This is a genomic window from Collinsella sp. AM36-4AA (genome assembly GCF_003467795.1).
GTDB lineage: Bacteria > Actinomycetota > Coriobacteriia > Coriobacteriales > Coriobacteriaceae > Collinsella.
Map to the genome: position 1 here is coordinate 1 of NZ_QSHS01000007.1, position 17,442 is coordinate 17,442.

A 17,442-nucleotide genomic window follows, 5' to 3' on the forward strand; every position below is an offset into this window, starting at 1 on the left:
TCGGTGGAGACGTGGTGGTAGCGGATGCCATATTTCCTCACGGCCTCAAGCAGGCGGAAGGTGCCCTCGACGTTGGTGCGCAGGAAGGGCTCCGGGTCGGCGATGGAGTTGTCGTTGTGGCTCTCCGCGGCGTAGTGGACGATGGCGTCATGGCCCGGGACGATGCGGTCGAGCAGCTCGGCGTCGCAGATGTCGCCCACCACGAGCTCCACGCGGTCGGAGGGCAGGCCCGCGATGTTCTCGGGGTTGCCGGCGTAGGTCAGCTTGTCCAGGACGGTGACGTGCACCTCGGGGTGGTTGTTGACCACGTAGTGCACGAAGTTGCTGCCGATGAAGCCGCAGCCGCCAGTGACGATGATGTTCTTGGGTTCGAAAATCTCAGACATGAAAATCCAATCTGAAGCATGTACAGCTTCTTTAGTATGCCGCAGGAAGTGACGCCGCGACGCTATTCAACAAAACTATCGGACATTTCGGCATGCGATAAGAGCCATTACCTTCGCAGAATTACCTCCTGTACAAAACGCCTCCGAAATGCAGTCTTTGTCGTAGTGAAAAACCGAATCCCCAGTTATTTCACGTAAGTACTTATAGAAGAAATCCTCCCAGCTTTTATACTTCTCACTGTTTACAAAGGCTTCTGGGGTTTCCAAAACCGTCTTAACATCTAGCCCTGAAATTACGCCGGAGCTCAGTAGAAGCCACTCGAATGATTCGGGAAGACAAACCGTAACAGTATCGCGGTGAATGTCTTGCAGCTTAAGGACGCGGTCCGCATAGCACCCAAATGCCGCCCCGTCCGCGACAACAAACACGCGATCGTCGAGATGCTGATCCAACCAGCGCAAAATCGCGCTGTTCGTCATGGCCGAAGTGCAGGTAAGCTCACTGTCAGCGAAATGCCGTTCAAAGAACTGGAAACCAGACTTACTGTCCTCGCATAGAAGGATAGAAAAGTCCCGTTTTGGCGCCGACCGGGAAATAGCATAACGATGATTCCCGCGATCTTGATAAACAGGGACGAAAGAATGGTATTTTCCGCTCGTCTTAATCTTGTAAATCTCATCCACGCTATACGGAAGATTGGGGAAATCAGCCCTTGAGATCAGCACGAAATAATTCGAGGAAAACAGCACATGATGGGCAAACTCATCAGAATTGATCTCTTTTAAGCCCTCATCGACAAATACAATCGAGTCATGAACGGACGAAAGCTGGTTTCGCCAATCATAATCGGTCAGGGCGACACAGGGACAATCGCATTGCAAGGAAACACCCGACTGCTCGCCCGTTCGCATGTAGTCTGCGACCATGTCAAACAGTGTCGTCTTACCCGTGCCGCTATCGCCACGCACAATAGTGATGTTCCGCTTGATGGTAAATGTGTACTTGGTTCCCCTGCGGCGGGAAATCTTAACGAGATGCGAACCGTTCATAAGCAGTACCTACAGATACGGGATCGACTCGTGAATCAAATCGGCCATGCTGTGAACGATTCGGCCGCTATTCACGACTTTAATTTTAAAATCCTCGCGACCAAAGTCCATCACATGATAGAGATTCACAACGAGCTTGCGGCCTTTCGCCATGTCGAGAATCCACTTGGCACAGTTGTCACCACAGGTAGAAGCGTTAAAAATATGCTTACGATCAAATCTCATAAGCAGCAGCGTTTTCACGCCACCAGAAAGCTGGAGTGGGGAGATGGATCCAAGCACAGGGCTTTCGATGACGTTTTCGGAGACAACAACCGATCGATCGACATCTTTAATTATCGAGACTGCATAGGGATCCGTAATCCAAGAAGACCGGTAAGAGTTTTTGAAATATGTCGCTGTGTTGTAAATCGCTTCTGGCATATCGCCAAAGTAGACGCTTAACACATCCACTCCCAATCATATTGTCTTTATGGTCAACGTAATCATAACGAAAGGGGCCACCAGATAAACGGTGACCCCTAAAGAAAACAAGCTTGCGCTAGTACTCGCGCGGGCTGTTGACGATCTCGCCGGCGGCGACCTTCTTGAGGTGCTGCCCGTAGACCGACTTGCCGTAGGCCTTGGCCGCCTCCTCCAGCTCGGCGGTCGTGATCCAGCCGTTCTCCCAGGCGATCTCCTCGGGGACGGACACCGGCAGGTCCTGGGAGTGCTCCACGGCGCGGACGAACTCCGCCGCCTCGTGGAGGCTCTCCATGGTGCCGGTGTCCAGCCACGCGTAGCCGCGGCCGAGGGTCACCACGGACAGCGTCCCCTCCTCCAGGTACATCTGGTTGAGCGTGGTGATCTCCAGCTCGCCGCGGGCCGACGGCTCGACCTCATGCGCCTTGGCGGCCACGTCGCCCGGGTAGAAGTACAGGCCGGTGACGGCGTAGGAGCTCTTGGGCTCGGCGGGCTTCTCCTCGATGGACACGGCCCTCCCCTCGCCGTCGAACTCCACGACGCCGAAGCGCTCGGGGTCGTCCACGTGGTAGCCGAAGACCGTGGCGCGGCCCGACTCGGCGTTCTGGACGGCGCGCGTCAGGTGGCGCGACAGGCCGTTGCCGTAGAAGATGTTGTCGCCGAGCACCAGCGCGCACGGCTCTCCGCCGATGAAGTCCTCGCCGATGGTGAAGGCCTGCGCCAGGCCGTCCGGCGAGGGCTGCTCGGCGTAGGAGAGGTTCACGCCGAAGCGCGAGCCGTCGCCCAGCAGGCGCTGGAAGTTGGGCAGGTCGGTCGGCGTGGAGATGACCAGGATGTCCTTGATGCCCGCCAGCATGAGCGTGGACAGCGGGTAGTAGATCATGGGCTTGTCGTAGACCGGCAGCAGCTGCTTGGAGGTCACGAGAGTGAGCGGGTACAGTCGCGTGCCGGACCCGCCCGCGAGGATGATGCCTTTCATTTAATCTGTCCTCTACAATCGAAATGCGCTTTAGATCGAGTGATAAATAAGACTTGGGTATCCTATTTTGCTAAACCCCCTCATTCTTAACGAAATAGGCAAGGTAATGACTGCGGAATATGGCTACCTGAATTGCCCCTTCCATTTTTCAATGCTCGACCAAGGGAGATTGATTCCGGTTATTTCAGGTTGGTTAATCCAATCAGCCATTTTGAGTAAAAAGTCATCTTCTCGTTCGAAAACAGGAAGTCCGGTATCTTCACCGATGATCGCGTGCCAAATGTTGGTAATGGACTCACTTTGCTTTAACGCTATGAAAAGCGCCAGTATCGAAAATCAATTTATAATCCCACAATGATGTGAATTCGTTCGGGCAAATAACGACCGCAAAGTGATACAAGCGAATAAGATCCGGCAAGAGTTAGCGCCCAAACAGCAAATGTCGAAACACCAAGTGGAATGACGAATAATCCAAGCAGTTTCCAAACGGCCTTGAGAACAAGTATATGGCAGAGGTAGATTCCAAAAGAGGCGTTCCCAAGGTCAACAAGCAAAGTAGAAGATAATCGCGACTTGAATGATCCCGGAACCGCCATAAGAAGCGCGATCACAGCTAAAGAGGTCGCGGCAGAACCGAGCTTAAGCTGAGTTGTGGCCATATTGAAATCGCCAGTCAAATACCACCAGAAGCCTGCGACCTCCTGAATTATTAAAAATATAAAGAGCACTGCAACAAGCTGAGTGGTTCGTCCTTCAATGAGCGCAGCCCAACGCCTCCAGTCGAGACCGAAAACATAAAAGATGAGCCACATGGGGCAGAAAACCTGTATTAGAGGCAATGCGATACCGGCAACGGCAGCGAGCTCCCTTAGAAGCAAGCAAGCCGGTGTCACACAATAGACAAAGAACCTATACCGTGAAAGGAGCCTGAACAGTACCGGAGTAAGCAGCACAAGCTGTGAATGGACCAATAGATAGTACATCTGAGCCGATACGGAGCCCACGGCGAACGCCAGAAACCCAGACGCCCATGAAGGGCGGGAAACGCCGCAAGATAGATAACGCTCCAGAACGCATAAGGTCCGGCAACCTTGCTAATGCGGCGTCGAAGACCCCTCCCGCATTAAATTTGCGCTCGTCGGTAAGAACACCGGATAAAAACAAGAACAACGCAACAGAAAAGTTGAGGAATGGGCGAATGGCGACCGACGCGGCACATTGAGGAAGACAGTGGATAAGCACCACTGCGGAAATCGCAAGCCCACGAAGAGCTTGAAGGTAGCGATCCTTGGCCATCTAGGCTCTCCTTCCAACGAGTCTCTTTAGTCGTCGTTTAATACCACCAAGCTTGCCGCGGACACGCTGCCAGAGAGTGGGACGGAAATCCCACTTGTCCATGAGATCTGGGATGGAAAGCCCGGCAGACACGTCGTTCAAGAACTCGTCGCGCTTTGGATAAGGCGTGACAGAATGGACGAGGCTAGGGTTGCCCGCGATTACCCCATCAAGCGTCGCCGGACCGTTTGCAGTAAGCCCAGAAATAGCCTCGAATGCCCGCACGCCCTTCTCGGTATTGCATAGGACGGCAGATACGCCCTTGGAGTTGTCGACCTCGGGATGGGTATTCTGGAACCCCCAGAAATCACCGAGCGTGATATCGGCGCCGCTGGAGCGCTTTGCTGGACATGCCAGACAGGACGAACGAAGGCTCGCATTGGCCAGAAACGCTTTCATGTACCAGTCTTTGCCGAATATCTGGGACTCGGTGTCCCCGGTGTTGTCTTTCTCCGCTATGTGCTTGTACATAGCGGAGTAAGACAACCATCCGGTTGTCTTACTCCGCATATTGACGTCGCAGACGTCCGTCCCGAAGGCCTCACCACGGTAGTCGACCCAGCGCGACCAGAGCTCTGGAGACGGAACACCGTGGCAGATGACGTCGACGCCGAGGAAGAGGTCAGAGTCGGCGAGTTTCCCCAGGTATGAGCGCATGCCAGCCACCTGGCATGCAGTACCGGCAAAGAGCGCCGGCCTGCCTTCACGCAGGGCAGCGCGGACGCCCTCGAAGACGCCGCGGCCAACCGCGCTCTGAACGTATTTCGAGCGCATAACGGCGCCGAGCGCCGGCCTGTCCTCCACGAGCACGTGACGAAGCTCGCGGCAACCGTCCGTCCACGCGGCGCCCGCCACAACACCGCCGCGCGAGAGAGCGTCACCGGCGAGTAGACCGAACACGCCGCCCGACGACGATCTATCGAGCAAGCCGACGTCATGAGCCTTCGCCCAGAGGGCGAACTCGCACCCGTCCTCCCCAGGGGCGTTGAGCGCCGGGCATACGGCGTCGCACGCCCCGCAGCCTACGCACCCGGAGGCGTCGACGGTGGGGTGTAGGAAGCCACAATCATCGGGTTCCATGGAGATGCATGACTTGGGGCAGCGGGCAGCGCACGCGCCGCAGCCGCAGCAACGGTCGCCAAGCGAGACGACCCTCGGGGATTTCTCGGAATCATTCATGATGGACCCTATCTAAGGAACGGGAGACGAGAGACGACCGCGATACGTTCGTCCTTCGTTAGGACGGCGAGCCAAAGGGCTATGGCGAAAAGCGCGCTGTAAACGGCGCCCCACTCGAGGAACGCGGGCCATCCGTTGACGGGCAGGACCGCCGTGCCAGCGAGGCAGGCGACGGTGACGGCAGCCCAGGCGAGCAGCACCGGCAGGTTCCGCTTCCAGAAAAAGAGCATGTCGAGACCGACCCGCTTCTGGTAGTACCAGTTCATCCACAGTCCGTTGCCGAGCACGATGCTGACGACATAGGCGATCGCGGGGGCCCACGGCCCCAGCGCCGGGGCGGCCGCGGCGGTGAAGGCAACGTTCCCGACCGCCATCGCAAGGTAGACGAGACTCCTGGCGTGGTGCATGTTCTTGGCCCTCTGGATCTCGATGCCGACGTTCTGACAGAGGGGCACCATGACGGGTAGCGTCATGGCGAGCACGAGCCAGTAGGCCTCGGCGAAGCCCGGGCCCGCCCACCTCGTCACGAAAAACTTCCCGAGAATAGCGAAACCTCCGTACACCCAGCAAAACAGTACCATCTGGTAGCGGCCCACGCGCGTCATAAGGCGAGTGAGCTCGGCGTTGTCGTCCGAGGTGGCGACGATGCGGTTGACCTTCGGAATGAAGACGTTCGACATCGTGGTGGAGAGCGAGTAGAAGACCTGGCGGATGTTCACGGCCACCGCGAACAGAGATACCGCAGTCGCGCCCGAGATGGCCCCCAGCATGATGTTGGGCACGCTCTGATTGACCATCTCGCAGACCTGGTTACCGAAGATCCAGGCACTGAAGGCGGCGATGCCGCGCATGACGCCCCAGTCGGCACCCCTGAGCTCGAAGCGCATGCCCAGCACGACGATGGCGTAGCGCGCGTTGAGGGCGAGCAGGACGAGGTTCACCGCGAGCTGTGCTAGGGCAACGCCCACGGGCCCCATACCGGCGGCCAGCAGGGCCCAGGCGCACAGCGGCGTCGCAAGCGTGGTGACGAGCTGCCTGGTCTGCTGGTAGACGAAGCGCTCGTGCGCCGTGATGTAGGAATTGAACACGACGGTGAACAACGTCGAGGCGACGTTGAGCGTCATGATGGCGAGCAGCTCCCGGGCGAGCGAGACCTGCGCCTCGGTGAACCCGGCCGAGAACACCGCGCCGGCGTTTGCGGAGAAGCCCATGCCGAGGGCGACCGCCGCGGCTGTGACGGCGACGTAAAGCGTGAGGTACATGCCGTTCAGGTGCCGGATGTCGCGCTCGCCGCCGTGCGCCACCGTCTGCGTGTAGAAGCGCACGTAGGCCTCGGAGAAGCCGAAGGACAGGAGCGTCAGCGAGAAGACAAAGGAGTTCGAGCTCTGGAAGACGCCGTAGTCCGCCTGCCCCACGTAGGACAGTAGCATCGGCGTGTAGACGAGGTTGACGAGGTTCTTTGCGAGGATGTTGGCGTAGCCGAGGAGGGCGCCCGCCTTACGCTGGCTAGCCACGGGCGGCCTCCGAGGGAATGCTCAATCCACATCTATCGAGGAATTCAACAACGATCTTCCTCTGAGCTGCCAACCTGTCATACGCCTTTGAATAGTCACTCTCGAGCAGTTCCGAATTACATACGGAAAGAATTGACCGCTCAACGAAAGAAACACCCAGCTCGCTGGCTAGCGTGTCGAATCGGCTGCTCATGTCTGGACCAGTGGACTCACGAGGGCAATAAATCAGCGGCTTCCCGAACAAGATCGAGAAAATTGATCCGTGATATGAATCTGTCGCTACAAGCTTTGCGTGACGGACGGCATAGAGGAACTCTGAAGGCCCGAGGGCGTAGTAGCGCGCATCCCCTAGTAAATCGACCCTCTTGCAGCTAAGTGAATCACAGATTTCGGCAACCCTCTCTTCGTAAGCTGCACTCCCGAGGAAGTACGTCAATACATAATCATTTGGAAGCCCGCAGTGCGGCTCTTTTTCATACCTTTCCCACCAGGAGCCGTCAAACATCAGTGTTGGGTCAATCAACACCTCGGCCTTTAAGCCGTACAGACTGTTTATAAGCTCGGCGCTCTTCTGCTCACGAACGGACAGCCTATCAAACCCCTCGAAATAGCCGTGGAACAGCTCACGCTTCTCCTCGGGAATCGTCGGAGCTGCCAAGCTTGGCGAAAAAGCAATGCGCTTTTCTCTTGGCGAAAACGTGAGAAACATAGTGGAGTTAGCGTCAGGGGAATACGGAGACCAAACTTGGTCGCTCCCAGCAACGAAAAAGTCATAGGATTTAATGTCACGTGGAGGGTTGGAATCAGATATAACCTCCCGGCTAAAGGAAATGTTACGGGAATTGAAATCCTCAAACGAACGATGCCTCTGGATGTGGGCAACGGCAAGCCCCTTTGGAATGAGCGAAGCCAAAGACTTGAGCTTGTATTTGGCAGATCTCGAGTCCTTCTGTCTGAACGTAAGGACATCTGCACCCGAGAGTTTGAGAGTTTCTTGGACAGCAAGGTTCTGGAGCCTCTGCCCATAGTTGTCCCCATGCGTAAATGTGGAAATGCCTATTTTCATGTTCAAACCTGTTCTTCGTCTCTATCAATAATCAAATAGTCTGCAGCCGAGGAATTCCACGACCAAGCCAGCGCTCCACAGAGCAGCAGTAGGCACAAGCAGCAGTTCACCCTTGTAAAGCACTGCGTATACAGAAAGGTAATAAGAATTGTTAGCAAAAGGAGCAAACGAACAATCCGGCCATTAGATCCTTTTTCCTGCTCCATAAACTCACTAACCACGGAGTGGAAAAACGCTACATACGCTGCCGTCTCCCAAACCCCCATGAGAATCAAGAAAGACCCCATATCCGCTTGACCAAAGTGGTTAAACGACATGAACCCGGACGCGTAGAAGCTTGAGGCTCCAAGACCCTCTCCGAGACTCCATGTAGCCGGTCTCAAGAGAGCGAAGCCGATGATAGCAATCCTCTCGTTACTGCCGTCGGCAGCAGTACCGACGGAAGCTGAACTGCCAACCATATCGAACAGACCAAACACTTGCGTATCCACGAGGATCTGGAACGCAGGCACCAAGGCGTATGCAATTGTCAGGATAAAATACAAGGCGACAAGCCAAAAGAAGGGACCCGAAACATCCGCTTCTCCTCTCATGACTGAAATAAGCCAGAACATCACTAAAACGAGAGGAAGGATTATGAAGAGCGCCTTATTATCGTTGAGTGTCGCAAGATAGAAGGACAGGACGATAAGGCAGACGTTGTAAGCGATGGCAAGGGATGGCCAGAGAGGACCCCGAAGCCTCCTAATCCAGACGAAGTTGTAGAGCACGACGAATGAAGTGTAAAGGGCCACCGCATGGACGGACGCATAAGAGAACAGGCCGGAGATATTGTCCTCGAAGTAACTGATGTCGTTCGTTGTCGCAGCGATCATCCCATGGGTAGAGTACTGGATAAACATGATCGCCATATTGAGAAGCAGTATGGCGTTGAAGACCGGAAAACCTGCATCAAAGAGTCCAAGAAGAAAATCCCTCTTGTTAGTGACCAAAAGAAAGAAGTAAAGCGTATAGACAAACGGGTAGAGGAGCAGCAAAATATTCGCCCTAAACGTTTCCATATTGCCACCCAAGAGGGCACCAGACAGCCACCCTGCAACGGTAATCAGCCCAAGTAGTAGCGCTCTACCGCTATATTTCCATCCGGAGAAGAGCGCCCTCACGCAAATCATGCCGGTAATTACCCAGTTGAGGTATCGCCCCAGACCATAGTACTCAAGGAAGAAAACCTGCGCCAAGATACCTATAACGATCGTCGCATCCGCCAGGTCACCCATGCAAACGGTTAGAACGCCTTGCTTATTAGGGAGATACCAACGACCTCTTCGACCAGCCCGCTCCTCCGCTTTATTTATAACGAGCCTCGCATGCCTATGATCTTGCATTGAGTACCTCCAGCAGCACACGTTCAATCAGCCTCGTGTGCATGTGAACTCCCGTGTTGAGACCTACCGAGGAGCATGGAAGCAGGTCTACGATCTCATCTGAATCGACAAGATCGAGCGGACCAGGCTTTCCGCTCCTGAAACGATTGACCTCCCTGATAAGCCGGCTCTTATCCCTAAACAGCCCGATTAGCTCCTCCTCGTTATTCAGCACCAAACCGGACCCATGCTCAACGACAAAGTCGGCGACATTGCCTGCACATGCACTCGAAATCGTATAAGCGTTTGCGGAGTAAGATTCCATACAGGTGTAGCTATAGGTCTCTGGACAAGATGGCCACATGACAACGATGGCAATCTCGCACTCCCTGAGAGAGTCGGTCATGGCATTTGGGTGCTTCTCATCAAATTCGACAAACCGCTTGTTCATCCCTGGATACATATCGTTCGAGCTGTTGAAGACGAAGAACTCGTACTCTTGTTCATCGACCGCAGATACGAGGCGAAGCCAGGTCTCCCAGCCCTTTGTCTTCCTCGGCATCCCCAGAAAGGCAACCCTGATGCGCTCCCCTGCGTTCAGAGGACGTCTGTTGCCCAGATACTCTCCAAGCAGCTTTTGGTGCGGTATTACATCAACAAGGCCCTCGTATTGGGGCCTGAATGAGAGAAACCGATTCTTCGTATAGGTCGAAGGTGCAACAAAACGGAGATTTTTGATGGAGTCAAACAGCCCTTGGATCTTCGACTCCACACGAAGGCTGTTACTGAAGTGGGGGCATTTCTCGCAGGGAGCGTCGCCGAGCCTTGAGCTGTCACAAAAGCCGCTCCTATTTTGGAGGTTATAGCTTGTACAACACAGGTAATAGTCGTGGAGAAAGGCCCTGACCGGTGTTTTGCCTGTAACTTTTAGCAGTTCGGAGACTTTCTCAAGGCTCACGTACAGAAGGTGGTGGATATGAAGCTCAAGAAGGCTGAAGCCGCTTTTTTGCCAGCTGCAAAGGGCCTCGCACACCTGGGCAATACTGAAAACACCAGCCTCCACCCCGTCGACCGTAACCCCGAATTCGCAAAATAGCATCTGGTCGTCCCTGAACAGGGTCTTCTTAACCGAGTGGAGATAGACGTAACTTATGCCGTGCGACGCCATGGCCTGCTGACTCGCCATAATAGCCTTTGGGGTGCCGGTCTTGTCCTTGAGATAGTCGCAAAAGGCAAGCGCTAGGACGTACCCACTATTGTGCGGTTTGGGGATGCTTTTACTCATATCATCGCTTCCCAAACAAGAGGAGAGATCTATTGAAAAGGCCCTCTTGTAGACTGCCGAAATTCAGCCTCGAAGAGAAAGAAACCCTGCACCTAGCCATGAAAGAAGCGTCCATTTTCGATACCAACTCTCCAAGAGCACGCTCTGGAGGAAGAATGCAGTCGGAATAAGTTGAAAGAAGTCCAGTAACTTGCTTTGCAAGAGTAATCTCTCGCGGATGACAAAAACTATTGATTTTCTCAATCACTTTAGATGGTAAATCAGTACTCACACCGACCACATTACGACCATGCTGGCGATATCCCATATGAGGAGAAGCATCGAAAACAATCCGATAACCCAGCAGCACGCATAGATTAGCTATCAGCTTATCATGCATGATGACGGGATGGGGCAGCTCATGCAAGCAAACAACTTCCCAAATACGCCTATCAAATACTTGCGTACATCCCATAGGTGACCCAATGCAAAGCTGGTTGAGAGGGTCGTTATCTCGATAAGATATGCACCTTTGTTGCCCATAGGTTAACCGGCCCATCTCATTACCAGCTGAATCTACAAGTCTTGAATTGCAATGATAAAGAGCCAAATTCTCCTGCTTCTTAAGCTGTTTAATCGCAGTTATCAGTTTATCGCTATCCCAAATATCATCTTGGTCGGAAAACGCATAGTAATCAGCTTCGGGAGCATTCCGCAACAACGTCAAAAACCCTAAAGCAGGTCCTAGGTTTTCTCCTGTTAACAAAGTCAGACTGCCCTCATCTGCATAGCGCTGCAGAAGATCACGAGTACCATCAGATGACCCGTCATCACGGACAAAAAGACGTACGTCAACTTCAGCCTGCGAGAGAATGCTGTCAATTTGTTCTGAAATAAATGGGATGCCGTTGTATGACGCCATTAATACGACGCACTTTGGCACCTTGGAATTACTCAACATATGGATTACCTTATCATTAATGCCTAAAGCAAACGCTCTCGATGTGTTAACCCCTGAGCAAACCCAGTGCAAGCAGTATATCCTTGACCAAGTACTTGGCGCAGTCTTTTGGCCTCGCCCTGAGAACGAGTCGGTTAACCCGTACCCCGTTACGAAAGCCGTCCATAAAGGTATTTCTTTCTATAGGCTTCGTCGAAGGACGTTGAAGCTGTTCATTGTTGGCCACAGCTAGACCAGGATCAACCGGCAAAAGCTCAAGGTCCGTCATTTCTAACAGTTCTCGACCCTTGTCTGTCTGCACAAGTGCGAGGGATATCCCGTTCGCGACCTCATCAGAAAGCTCGCTACCCCATGAATCGCCAAGCGTAATATCGGAGACACGATCACCCTTGGCGTAGCGGCAGGAGTAGCAGCCTTCCGTATACGGTAAACCCGAGAGGAAAGCAATCGAGTAGCGATCGCGGACACCCGTCCTACCCACAGTTTCAGCTCCGCGATAGCGGAGCTGAAACTGGACTTTCTTTCGAAAGTCCAGTATCAGCTCATTAGACAGGTTGTTACCTGTCTCTTCCAAGAATCGGCTCAGGACCTTGGGGGACGGTGAACCATGACAGATAAGGTCGATGGTGTAAAGGGAATCGGCTAAACGGCTTCCAACGAAGTTACGCATCGCAGCAACCTGACAAGGAAGACCGATAAAGAGAACCCTTTGACCACCTTGCAGGGCCTCCCTAACCTCGCGGTACGCACCAAGCGGATTGCTTTTGACGTATTTGGAGCCTTGGGCCCTCCTCAAGTAATCCGCATCAGAAGTGAGGTGGAACCGGAACTCACCGCCCTCCTGTGCACATGAACACACTAATCCATTTGACGCCACAAACGCCTCCGAGATGGCCGTAGCCAGACCCCCGGACGAAGATGACATTCTGAGCGATGTATCTTTCGCCCACCCCTGTAGCCACTCGAGAGGACGCAACGAAGATGGGGATACCATCTGGGGACACGTTTTCTCGCACAGTCCACATCCCACGCACCTTATAGGATCAATACGGGCGTTATACGCCTCAATCGTATCCTCAATGGCAATCGCTCCATGTCGGCATGAATCGACGCAGGCCATACAGCCAGCGCACATATCCTTCTTGCATACCGTCCTAGTGCCAACGTTTGACAATGCCCTACTCCTCAATCATGCTCTTGAGCTGCGCTAGGGACTTCTCCCTCTCCGCACCCATCACATCGTTGACCCGACCAAAGTCAATCTGCTTGGATGCTAACTCGACATCATCTAGATTCTGAAGCACTCTGTCCGTGAGGTCCGTGAGTCGCAGAATACTCACGTTCCTGCTCGAGGTTCCGTTCTTGGGCAGCACTTCTACCAGCGGCGTATTGAGATTTATGGCAAAAGCCGTACCGTGGAACGAGTCCGTGACTAGGCATGCTGCGTTGTCGACATACGAGAGAAACTCAGCAAGCGTCGGCAGCCACTTGAACTTGCCCTCGCGTGAGGCCTGGTGCAGGCTTGCGGAGATCCGTATCAGGGGCAAGCCAAGCTTTTTGGCAACCTTCACGGCGTACTGCCCTACCGTCGGGTCGCTGTGAATCTGGTAGACGAGGATGTATTCGCCCTTCGGAGCAGGTGCCGCCATCCTTCTCCACGCCTCGCCATCAAGCAGCAGCGTGGGATCGACAACCTGTCCGGCCTCTATGCCCCACGAGGCAAGCTGCTCGCGCGCGGCATCCTCGCGTACGAACACGGCCTCATATGCTCGAAGGTCCTCGAGAAACCTGGGGCGCACGCTATCCGGGATATTCTTCTTACCAAAGCTTGCCGCATATGAGATGCGCCTTGAGCCCTCGGGAGCAAACTCAAGCGCGTATGACAGGTCGTATGCGCCCGAGCTGATGGGACCCCACACCTGATCGCTTCCAGTCATATAGACATCGGCCTTGGGCGGATTAGCCTTCAGCTCCTCCAGGGATGCATAGTGAGGGCTCATCTTAAGCAGCTGGGAACGCTCACGCGCAAACCGCTTGCCCGCCACCCTTGTCTCAGGCTCCATCAGAAGTCTGTAGACAGACTTCTTCAACGGGTTCCCGTTCCAGGACGGCTTTGTCGAAAGAAGCGTCCTCACCTGCTGGGATACGTCCTCACAAGCAGGTACATAGTCCATAATCTCGAACTCATGCCCCAAGCTCTCTACCGCTCGTTGTGTCGCATATGCCTGGAGCAGGGAGCCATAATTAGAGATTGCGTGCCTGGTTATGCAGGATACTTTCACGTGTTTCCTCCGATTGATATCGAGCAACCGCTATTTCTGAATTTTTGCATTCGATTTTTCCACCCGGCTGCACTACAGCGCCTCCTCAGTCTCGTACACGTGCGCGTCGGCTCGGCTTGCGTCGGAAAGGCCGTCGTTGATCGCGGCGTGCATGTCGCAGGTGGAAAGAGCGTCCAGCTCCTCCTTCGTCACCTTGCCCGACTCGTAGTCGCGCACGATGGGGAGCTCGTGCATGTCGAACTTCTTGCCGGGCTTGAGCTTGTGCGCCAGCACCCACGACGCGGGTTTCCAGATGTACTTGTGCATGGCAGGAGACACGGAGCCGATCATCCAGCAGTTGCGGTCGCAGTGGCGCACGCAGCCGCGCACTTTCTCGGCCTGGGCGCTCTCCCACAGCTCATCCCAAGACTCGTCGTTAAGGTTGCCCATAACGAGCTTCTCCTTGGTGCCGTTGCAGGGCATGACGTCGCCGTAGGGGTCGATGAAGAACGTGTCGAACGCCATATCGCACGGGAGCAGGCGCTTCTGCCCATAGATGTAGTTGATGAGGCCCATGTTGAAGTACGCGCGGAACCACTTCTTGGGCTCGTTGGACTTGAGGAGCTCGTTTACCAGGTCCTCGAAGTTCTGGGCCACCATGGGACGGTCCTTGATGATGTTCTTCGCCTCGACAAAGTAGAAGCTGTTGTGCAGGCTGGCGGTGGCGAACTCCATGCCGAGCTCGTCGGAAAGCTTGTACAGCGGCACCAAGTCCGCAGCGTTGCGATCCTGCACCGTCATGCCAAAGCCCACGTCCGGGTGCTTCATTTCCACGAGCTTCTTGAGCGTCTCGTAGCCGCGGTTGAAGCCGTTCTGGAGACCGCGGATCTCATCGTTGGTCTGCTGCAGACCCTCGATGGAGATGCGGATTCCCACCTGGGGGAATTCCTCGGCAAGGGCGATGATGCGGTCGGTGAAGAAGCCGTTGGTGGAGATGACGATGCGGTCGGACTTCTTGTACAGCTCGCGCACGATATCCGCAAGGTCGGTCCTGATGAAGGGCTCGCCACCGGTGATGTTGGTGAAGTACATGCGCGGGAGCTTCTTGATCACGTCGAGGGAGAGCTCCTCCTCCGGACGGCTGGGAGCCTTGTAGCGGTTGCACATGGTGCAGCGCGCGTTGCAGCGGTACGTTACGATTACGGTTCCGTTGAGTTTCTTCTCGGCCATGGGTTAGGCCACCACCTTCCGGTCAATTAGTTCTTGATACAGGGAGACGAGATTCCGGATGTATTTCTCTTGATTACAGTTCTCTGCCACGAATGAACGGCAATGCGCGCTCATCGCGGCGTAAGCCGCAGGTTCGGCGGCCACCGCCGCACCCCTACGGATTGCATCTGCGAGTCCTGCCTCATCGTGGGCTTCAGCCAGGAAGCCCGTTTCACCCTCACGTACCAGCTCGGGTATTCCGCCCATGTTCGTACCGATAACGGGCTTGCCCGCGGCGAGTGCCTCGAGAACCGCATATGGCGCGTTCTCGAGCCACTCTGACGGCGCAGCCGCCAGAGTGGCTCGATTCACAAGTCCGCGCAGGGCGTCACCGGTTTTATATCCAACCAGCTCAATCCTCGAGCTTATTTCGTTTGGCATTGCGGAAACTTTGACCTTCACAGCATCACATTCAGGGCCATCGCCTGCAATAACAAGACGCCAATCAGGGATCACCGGTGCCGCCTTCTCAAAAGCATGCACGAGCGTTAACACGCCTTTCTCGCGAGAAAGGCGTCCCAGATACAGCATGTAGGGATCTTCATTATTTTGGTTGGCAACTTCCCGTGACATCGAATCGGGATTCAGGAAATTCCGCATGAGGACAAGCTGACGCTCGGGAAGCCCCGCTTCAATAAACTTGTTCCGCATGAACTCACTCGGGCAGATGATGCGATCGAGACGTGAATAGGTTTTGTGCCGTTTAAGCCACTCCGCCTCAGCCACCGCTAACGCGCTTTTTGCGATCGAACCCTTTACGCACTTCTTCTTAAGGCAATTGCCAAAATGACCCCCGAGACACGAATCGCAAACGTTGCCCTCGGAATCAAGCATAAGATAGCTCGGGCAAGCAAGAATCAAGTCGTGCGAGGTATACACAACCGGCGTTGGATGCTGCTTTAGCCAAGGAGCGTCCAAGATGGAAAACGTAATCTGCCTATGAGTGAGATTGAGATGGATTACATCGGGCTGGAATTCACGGCACAGCGCATCGAACTTCTCGCGCGCCTCTTTGGAATACACAAGTGCCTGCGCGGCCTTCGCCTTATCGACAATAGAGCTCGGTCCGTTATAGTCGCGATTCGTTACAAAGTAACGCGACCACTCAGTCGGCTCATTACGCTCATCCTCCATGCTGAAGAAGGCAACTTCATGCCCAAGAGCGCGAAGACCATCGGCAAGAGCAAAGTAGTACGTCTCGCTTCCACCCTTGCGCCAATGAAACTTATTTACAAGAAGGATCTTCATTACGCAACACCCTCATACAAAGCAAGCGTCCTTTGGACGACGCTGTTCCAGTCATAGCCATTAATCGCGCGGTCACGTGCCATGGCGCCCAGCCTCTCCGCTTGGGCAGAATCCGCTATCAGGCCTTCAAGCACGTCGCGCAGCGCCCCCGCGTCTCCGTGTGGGAACGTGAGCCCGCAACCCTGCAGAACATCCGCGCACTCGGGAATATCCGAGGTAACGCATGCCGCACCGTGAGACATGGCCTCCAGCAAGCTCATGGGCAGGCCCTCAACGTCGGAGGGGAGCGCGTAGCAATACGCGTTGGAGTACAGCTCGGAGAGCAGGTTGCCCTCAACGTGGCCCGTAAAGAGCGCGCGGGGGTCGGACGCGGCAGCCTCTTTGAGCGCCACGGCGTAGTCGTCCGTATCGGAGGAGTCGCCCGCGATAACCAGGCGCTTATCCGTCTTTACCTGCTTGTACGCCTCCACCAACAGTTCCGGTCGCTTCTCGGGCACAATGCGACCGAGGTAGAGGACATAGGAGCCCTGGGTGAGCCCCAAGCGCTCGGAGATCTCCTTCGCGGGAAGATCCGCCTCGGGAGTGATGCCGTTGGGAATGAGCGTAGCCTCGCGGCCGTAAGCCTCCTTGAAGTACTCCTGATTGCCCCGGGAAAGCACGATGAGCGCATCCGCGCACTTGGCCGCCGTCGCCTCGCCGAACTTGATGTACTTGGAAGCCAAGCCGCCCCATTTTGCACGCTGCCAGTCCAGGCCGTGGATCGTTGCCACGGTCCTGATGTCCGCGGAACGCGCAAAACGAAGGGGGACACACGGCCCCTCTGCGTGATAGTGAATTACGTCTGCCCCGTCTTTGATGGCGGCCCTTGTTGCGGCAAAGCTGCTCGTGAGCGCAGAGAGCCCCTTGATGTCCAGAGCCTTTACGGGAACGATGCGGTAGCCATCCTTCTCGTAGGGCTCGGAAGGAGCTCCTTCGCCCATACGGTCGTAGCAGGTTACTTGGTGACCAAGGTCTGCCATACGGCGAGCAAGCTCGCCTACCACCACTTCTACGCCGCCCTCGCGCGAACCCGTTCTCTTTTGGCCTATCATGGCGATGCGCATG

Annotated in this window: 17 protein-coding genes; all 17 read right to left on the bottom strand. The window is 55.0% G+C overall.

The features are described from left to right. Nucleotides 1–386, bottom strand: a 386-nt coding sequence (locus tag DW850_RS03615; protein ID WP_117786256.1) for a GDP-mannose 4,6-dehydratase, incomplete at its 3' end; no start/stop codon positions are given. Nucleotides 387–461: 75 nt separating this feature from the next. Next, nucleotides 462–1,436, bottom strand: a complete 975-nt coding sequence (locus DW850_RS03620; RefSeq protein ID WP_117786257.1) for a hypothetical protein — start codon at nt 1,434–1,436, stop codon at nt 462–464. Between the two features lie 9 nt (nt 1,437–1,445). Beyond that, complete coding sequence (locus DW850_RS03625; RefSeq protein ID WP_117786258.1) at nt 1,446–1,883, bottom strand: DUF4869 domain-containing protein; 438 nt, start codon at nt 1,881–1,883, stop codon at nt 1,446–1,448. 94 nt (nt 1,884–1,977) lie between these two features. Continuing rightward, nucleotides 1,978–2,877, bottom strand: coding sequence for a glucose-1-phosphate thymidylyltransferase RfbA (gene rfbA, locus DW850_RS03630; protein WP_117786259.1), 900 nt, complete (start codon nt 2,875–2,877; stop codon nt 1,978–1,980). Between the two features lie 341 nt (nt 2,878–3,218). Further along, entirely contained in the window at nt 3,219–3,860 is a 642-nt protein-coding gene (locus DW850_RS10115; RefSeq protein WP_118225746.1) for an acyltransferase family protein, read from the bottom strand. Further along, nucleotides 3,787–4,173, bottom strand: coding sequence for a hypothetical protein (locus DW850_RS03635; RefSeq protein ID WP_117786260.1), 387 nt, complete (start codon nt 4,171–4,173; stop codon nt 3,787–3,789). The genes DW850_RS10115 and DW850_RS03635 overlap by 74 nt, the downstream gene beginning before the upstream one ends. Next, nucleotides 4,174–5,391 carry a Coenzyme F420 hydrogenase/dehydrogenase, beta subunit C-terminal domain gene (locus tag DW850_RS03640; RefSeq protein WP_117786261.1) on the bottom strand — a complete coding sequence of 406 codons (1,218 nt, stop codon included), beginning with the start codon at nt 5,389–5,391 and terminating at the stop codon, nt 4,174–4,176. It lies immediately after the preceding gene. An 8-nt stretch (nt 5,392–5,399) separates the two neighbouring features. Beyond that, complete coding sequence (locus DW850_RS03645; RefSeq protein WP_052044164.1) at nt 5,400–6,905, bottom strand: lipopolysaccharide biosynthesis protein; 1,506 nt, start codon at nt 6,903–6,905, stop codon at nt 5,400–5,402. Continuing rightward, nucleotides 6,898–7,971: a polysaccharide pyruvyl transferase family protein gene (locus tag DW850_RS03650; RefSeq protein WP_117786262.1), complete on the bottom strand. Its 1,074-nt coding sequence runs from the start codon at nt 7,969–7,971 to the stop codon at nt 6,898–6,900. The genes DW850_RS03645 and DW850_RS03650 overlap by 8 nt, the downstream gene beginning before the upstream one ends. Before the next feature lie 2 nt (nt 7,972–7,973). Next, on the bottom strand, nt 7,974–9,248 hold the full coding sequence (locus DW850_RS03655; RefSeq protein WP_117786263.1) for a hypothetical protein: 1,275 nt from the start codon (nt 9,246–9,248) through the stop codon (nt 7,974–7,976). 94 nt (nt 9,249–9,342) lie between these two features. Then, nucleotides 9,343–10,620, bottom strand: a complete 1,278-nt coding sequence (locus DW850_RS03660; protein WP_055287332.1) for a hypothetical protein — start codon at nt 10,618–10,620, stop codon at nt 9,343–9,345. 1 nt (nt 10,621) lies between these two features. Further along, the gene (locus DW850_RS03665; protein ID WP_082421944.1) at nt 10,622–11,560 is read right to left on the bottom strand and encodes a glycosyltransferase; all 939 of its coding nucleotides are present in this window, start codon (nt 11,558–11,560) and stop codon (nt 10,622–10,624) included. Nucleotides 11,561–11,606: 46 nt separating this feature from the next. Continuing rightward, nucleotides 11,607–12,695, bottom strand: coding sequence for a Coenzyme F420 hydrogenase/dehydrogenase, beta subunit C-terminal domain (locus tag DW850_RS03670; RefSeq protein ID WP_370215595.1), 1,089 nt, complete (start codon nt 12,693–12,695; stop codon nt 11,607–11,609). 43 nt (nt 12,696–12,738) lie between these two features. Then, nucleotides 12,739–13,842: a polysaccharide pyruvyl transferase family protein gene (locus DW850_RS03675; RefSeq protein WP_199575516.1), complete on the bottom strand. Its 1,104-nt coding sequence runs from the start codon at nt 13,840–13,842 to the stop codon at nt 12,739–12,741. A 72-nt stretch (nt 13,843–13,914) separates the two neighbouring features. After that, nucleotides 13,915–15,051 carry a radical SAM protein gene (locus DW850_RS03680; RefSeq protein ID WP_035138273.1) on the bottom strand — a complete coding sequence of 379 codons (1,137 nt, stop codon included), beginning with the start codon at nt 15,049–15,051 and terminating at the stop codon, nt 13,915–13,917. 3 nt (nt 15,052–15,054) lie between these two features. Further along, nucleotides 15,055–16,338, bottom strand: coding sequence for a glycosyltransferase family 4 protein (locus DW850_RS03685; RefSeq protein WP_117786266.1), 1,284 nt, complete (start codon nt 16,336–16,338; stop codon nt 15,055–15,057). Then, a complete protein-coding gene (locus DW850_RS03690; protein ID WP_035138271.1) occupies nt 16,338–17,441 on the bottom strand; it encodes a glycosyltransferase family 4 protein in 1,104 nt (367 codons plus the stop codon). Before DW850_RS03690 ends, DW850_RS03685 begins: the two co-directional genes overlap by 1 nt. Nucleotide 17,442: the final 1 nt, after the last annotated feature.

What these genes read in the sequence shown, in the direction of transcription:
- DW850_RS03620 (WP_117786257.1), bottom strand. Translation starts at nt 1,436, where the DNA reads ATGAACGGTTCGCATCTCGTTAAGATTTCCCGCCGCAGGGGAACCAAG.
- rfbA (WP_117786259.1), bottom strand. Translation starts at nt 2,877, where the DNA reads ATGAAAGGCATCATCCTCGCGGGCGGGTCCGGCACGCGACTGTACCCG.
- DW850_RS10115 (WP_118225746.1), bottom strand. Translation starts at nt 3,860, where the DNA reads ATGTACTATCTATTGGTCCATTCACAGCTTGTGCTGCTTACTCCGGTA.
- DW850_RS03635 (WP_117786260.1), bottom strand. Translation starts at nt 4,173, where the DNA reads ATGGCCAAGGATCGCTACCTTCAAGCTCTTCGTGGGCTTGCGATTTCC.
- DW850_RS03640 (WP_117786261.1), bottom strand. Translation starts at nt 5,391, where the DNA reads ATGAATGATTCCGAGAAATCCCCGAGGGTCGTCTCGCTTGGCGACCGT.
- DW850_RS03650 (WP_117786262.1), bottom strand. Translation starts at nt 7,971, where the DNA reads ATGAAAATAGGCATTTCCACATTTACGCATGGGGACAACTATGGGCAG.
- DW850_RS03655 (WP_117786263.1), bottom strand. Translation starts at nt 9,248, where the DNA reads ATGGGTGACCTGGCGGATGCGACGATCGTTATAGGTATCTTGGCGCAG.
- DW850_RS03660 (WP_055287332.1), bottom strand. Translation starts at nt 10,620, where the DNA reads ATGAGTAAAAGCATCCCCAAACCGCACAATAGTGGGTACGTCCTAGCG.
- DW850_RS03665 (WP_082421944.1), bottom strand. Translation starts at nt 11,560, where the DNA reads ATGTTGAGTAATTCCAAGGTGCCAAAGTGCGTCGTATTAATGGCGTCA.
- DW850_RS03670 (WP_370215595.1), bottom strand. Translation starts at nt 12,695, where the DNA reads ATGTGCGCTGGCTGTATGGCCTGCGTCGATTCATGCCGACATGGAGCG.
- DW850_RS03680 (WP_035138273.1), bottom strand. Translation starts at nt 15,051, where the DNA reads ATGGCCGAGAAGAAACTCAACGGAACCGTAATCGTAACGTACCGCTGC.
- DW850_RS03685 (WP_117786266.1), bottom strand. Translation starts at nt 16,338, where the DNA reads ATGAAGATCCTTCTTGTAAATAAGTTTCATTGGCGCAAGGGTGGAAGC.
- DW850_RS03690 (WP_035138271.1), bottom strand. Translation starts at nt 17,441, where the DNA reads ATGCGCATCGCCATGATAGGCCAAAAGAGAACGGGTTCGCGCGAGGGC.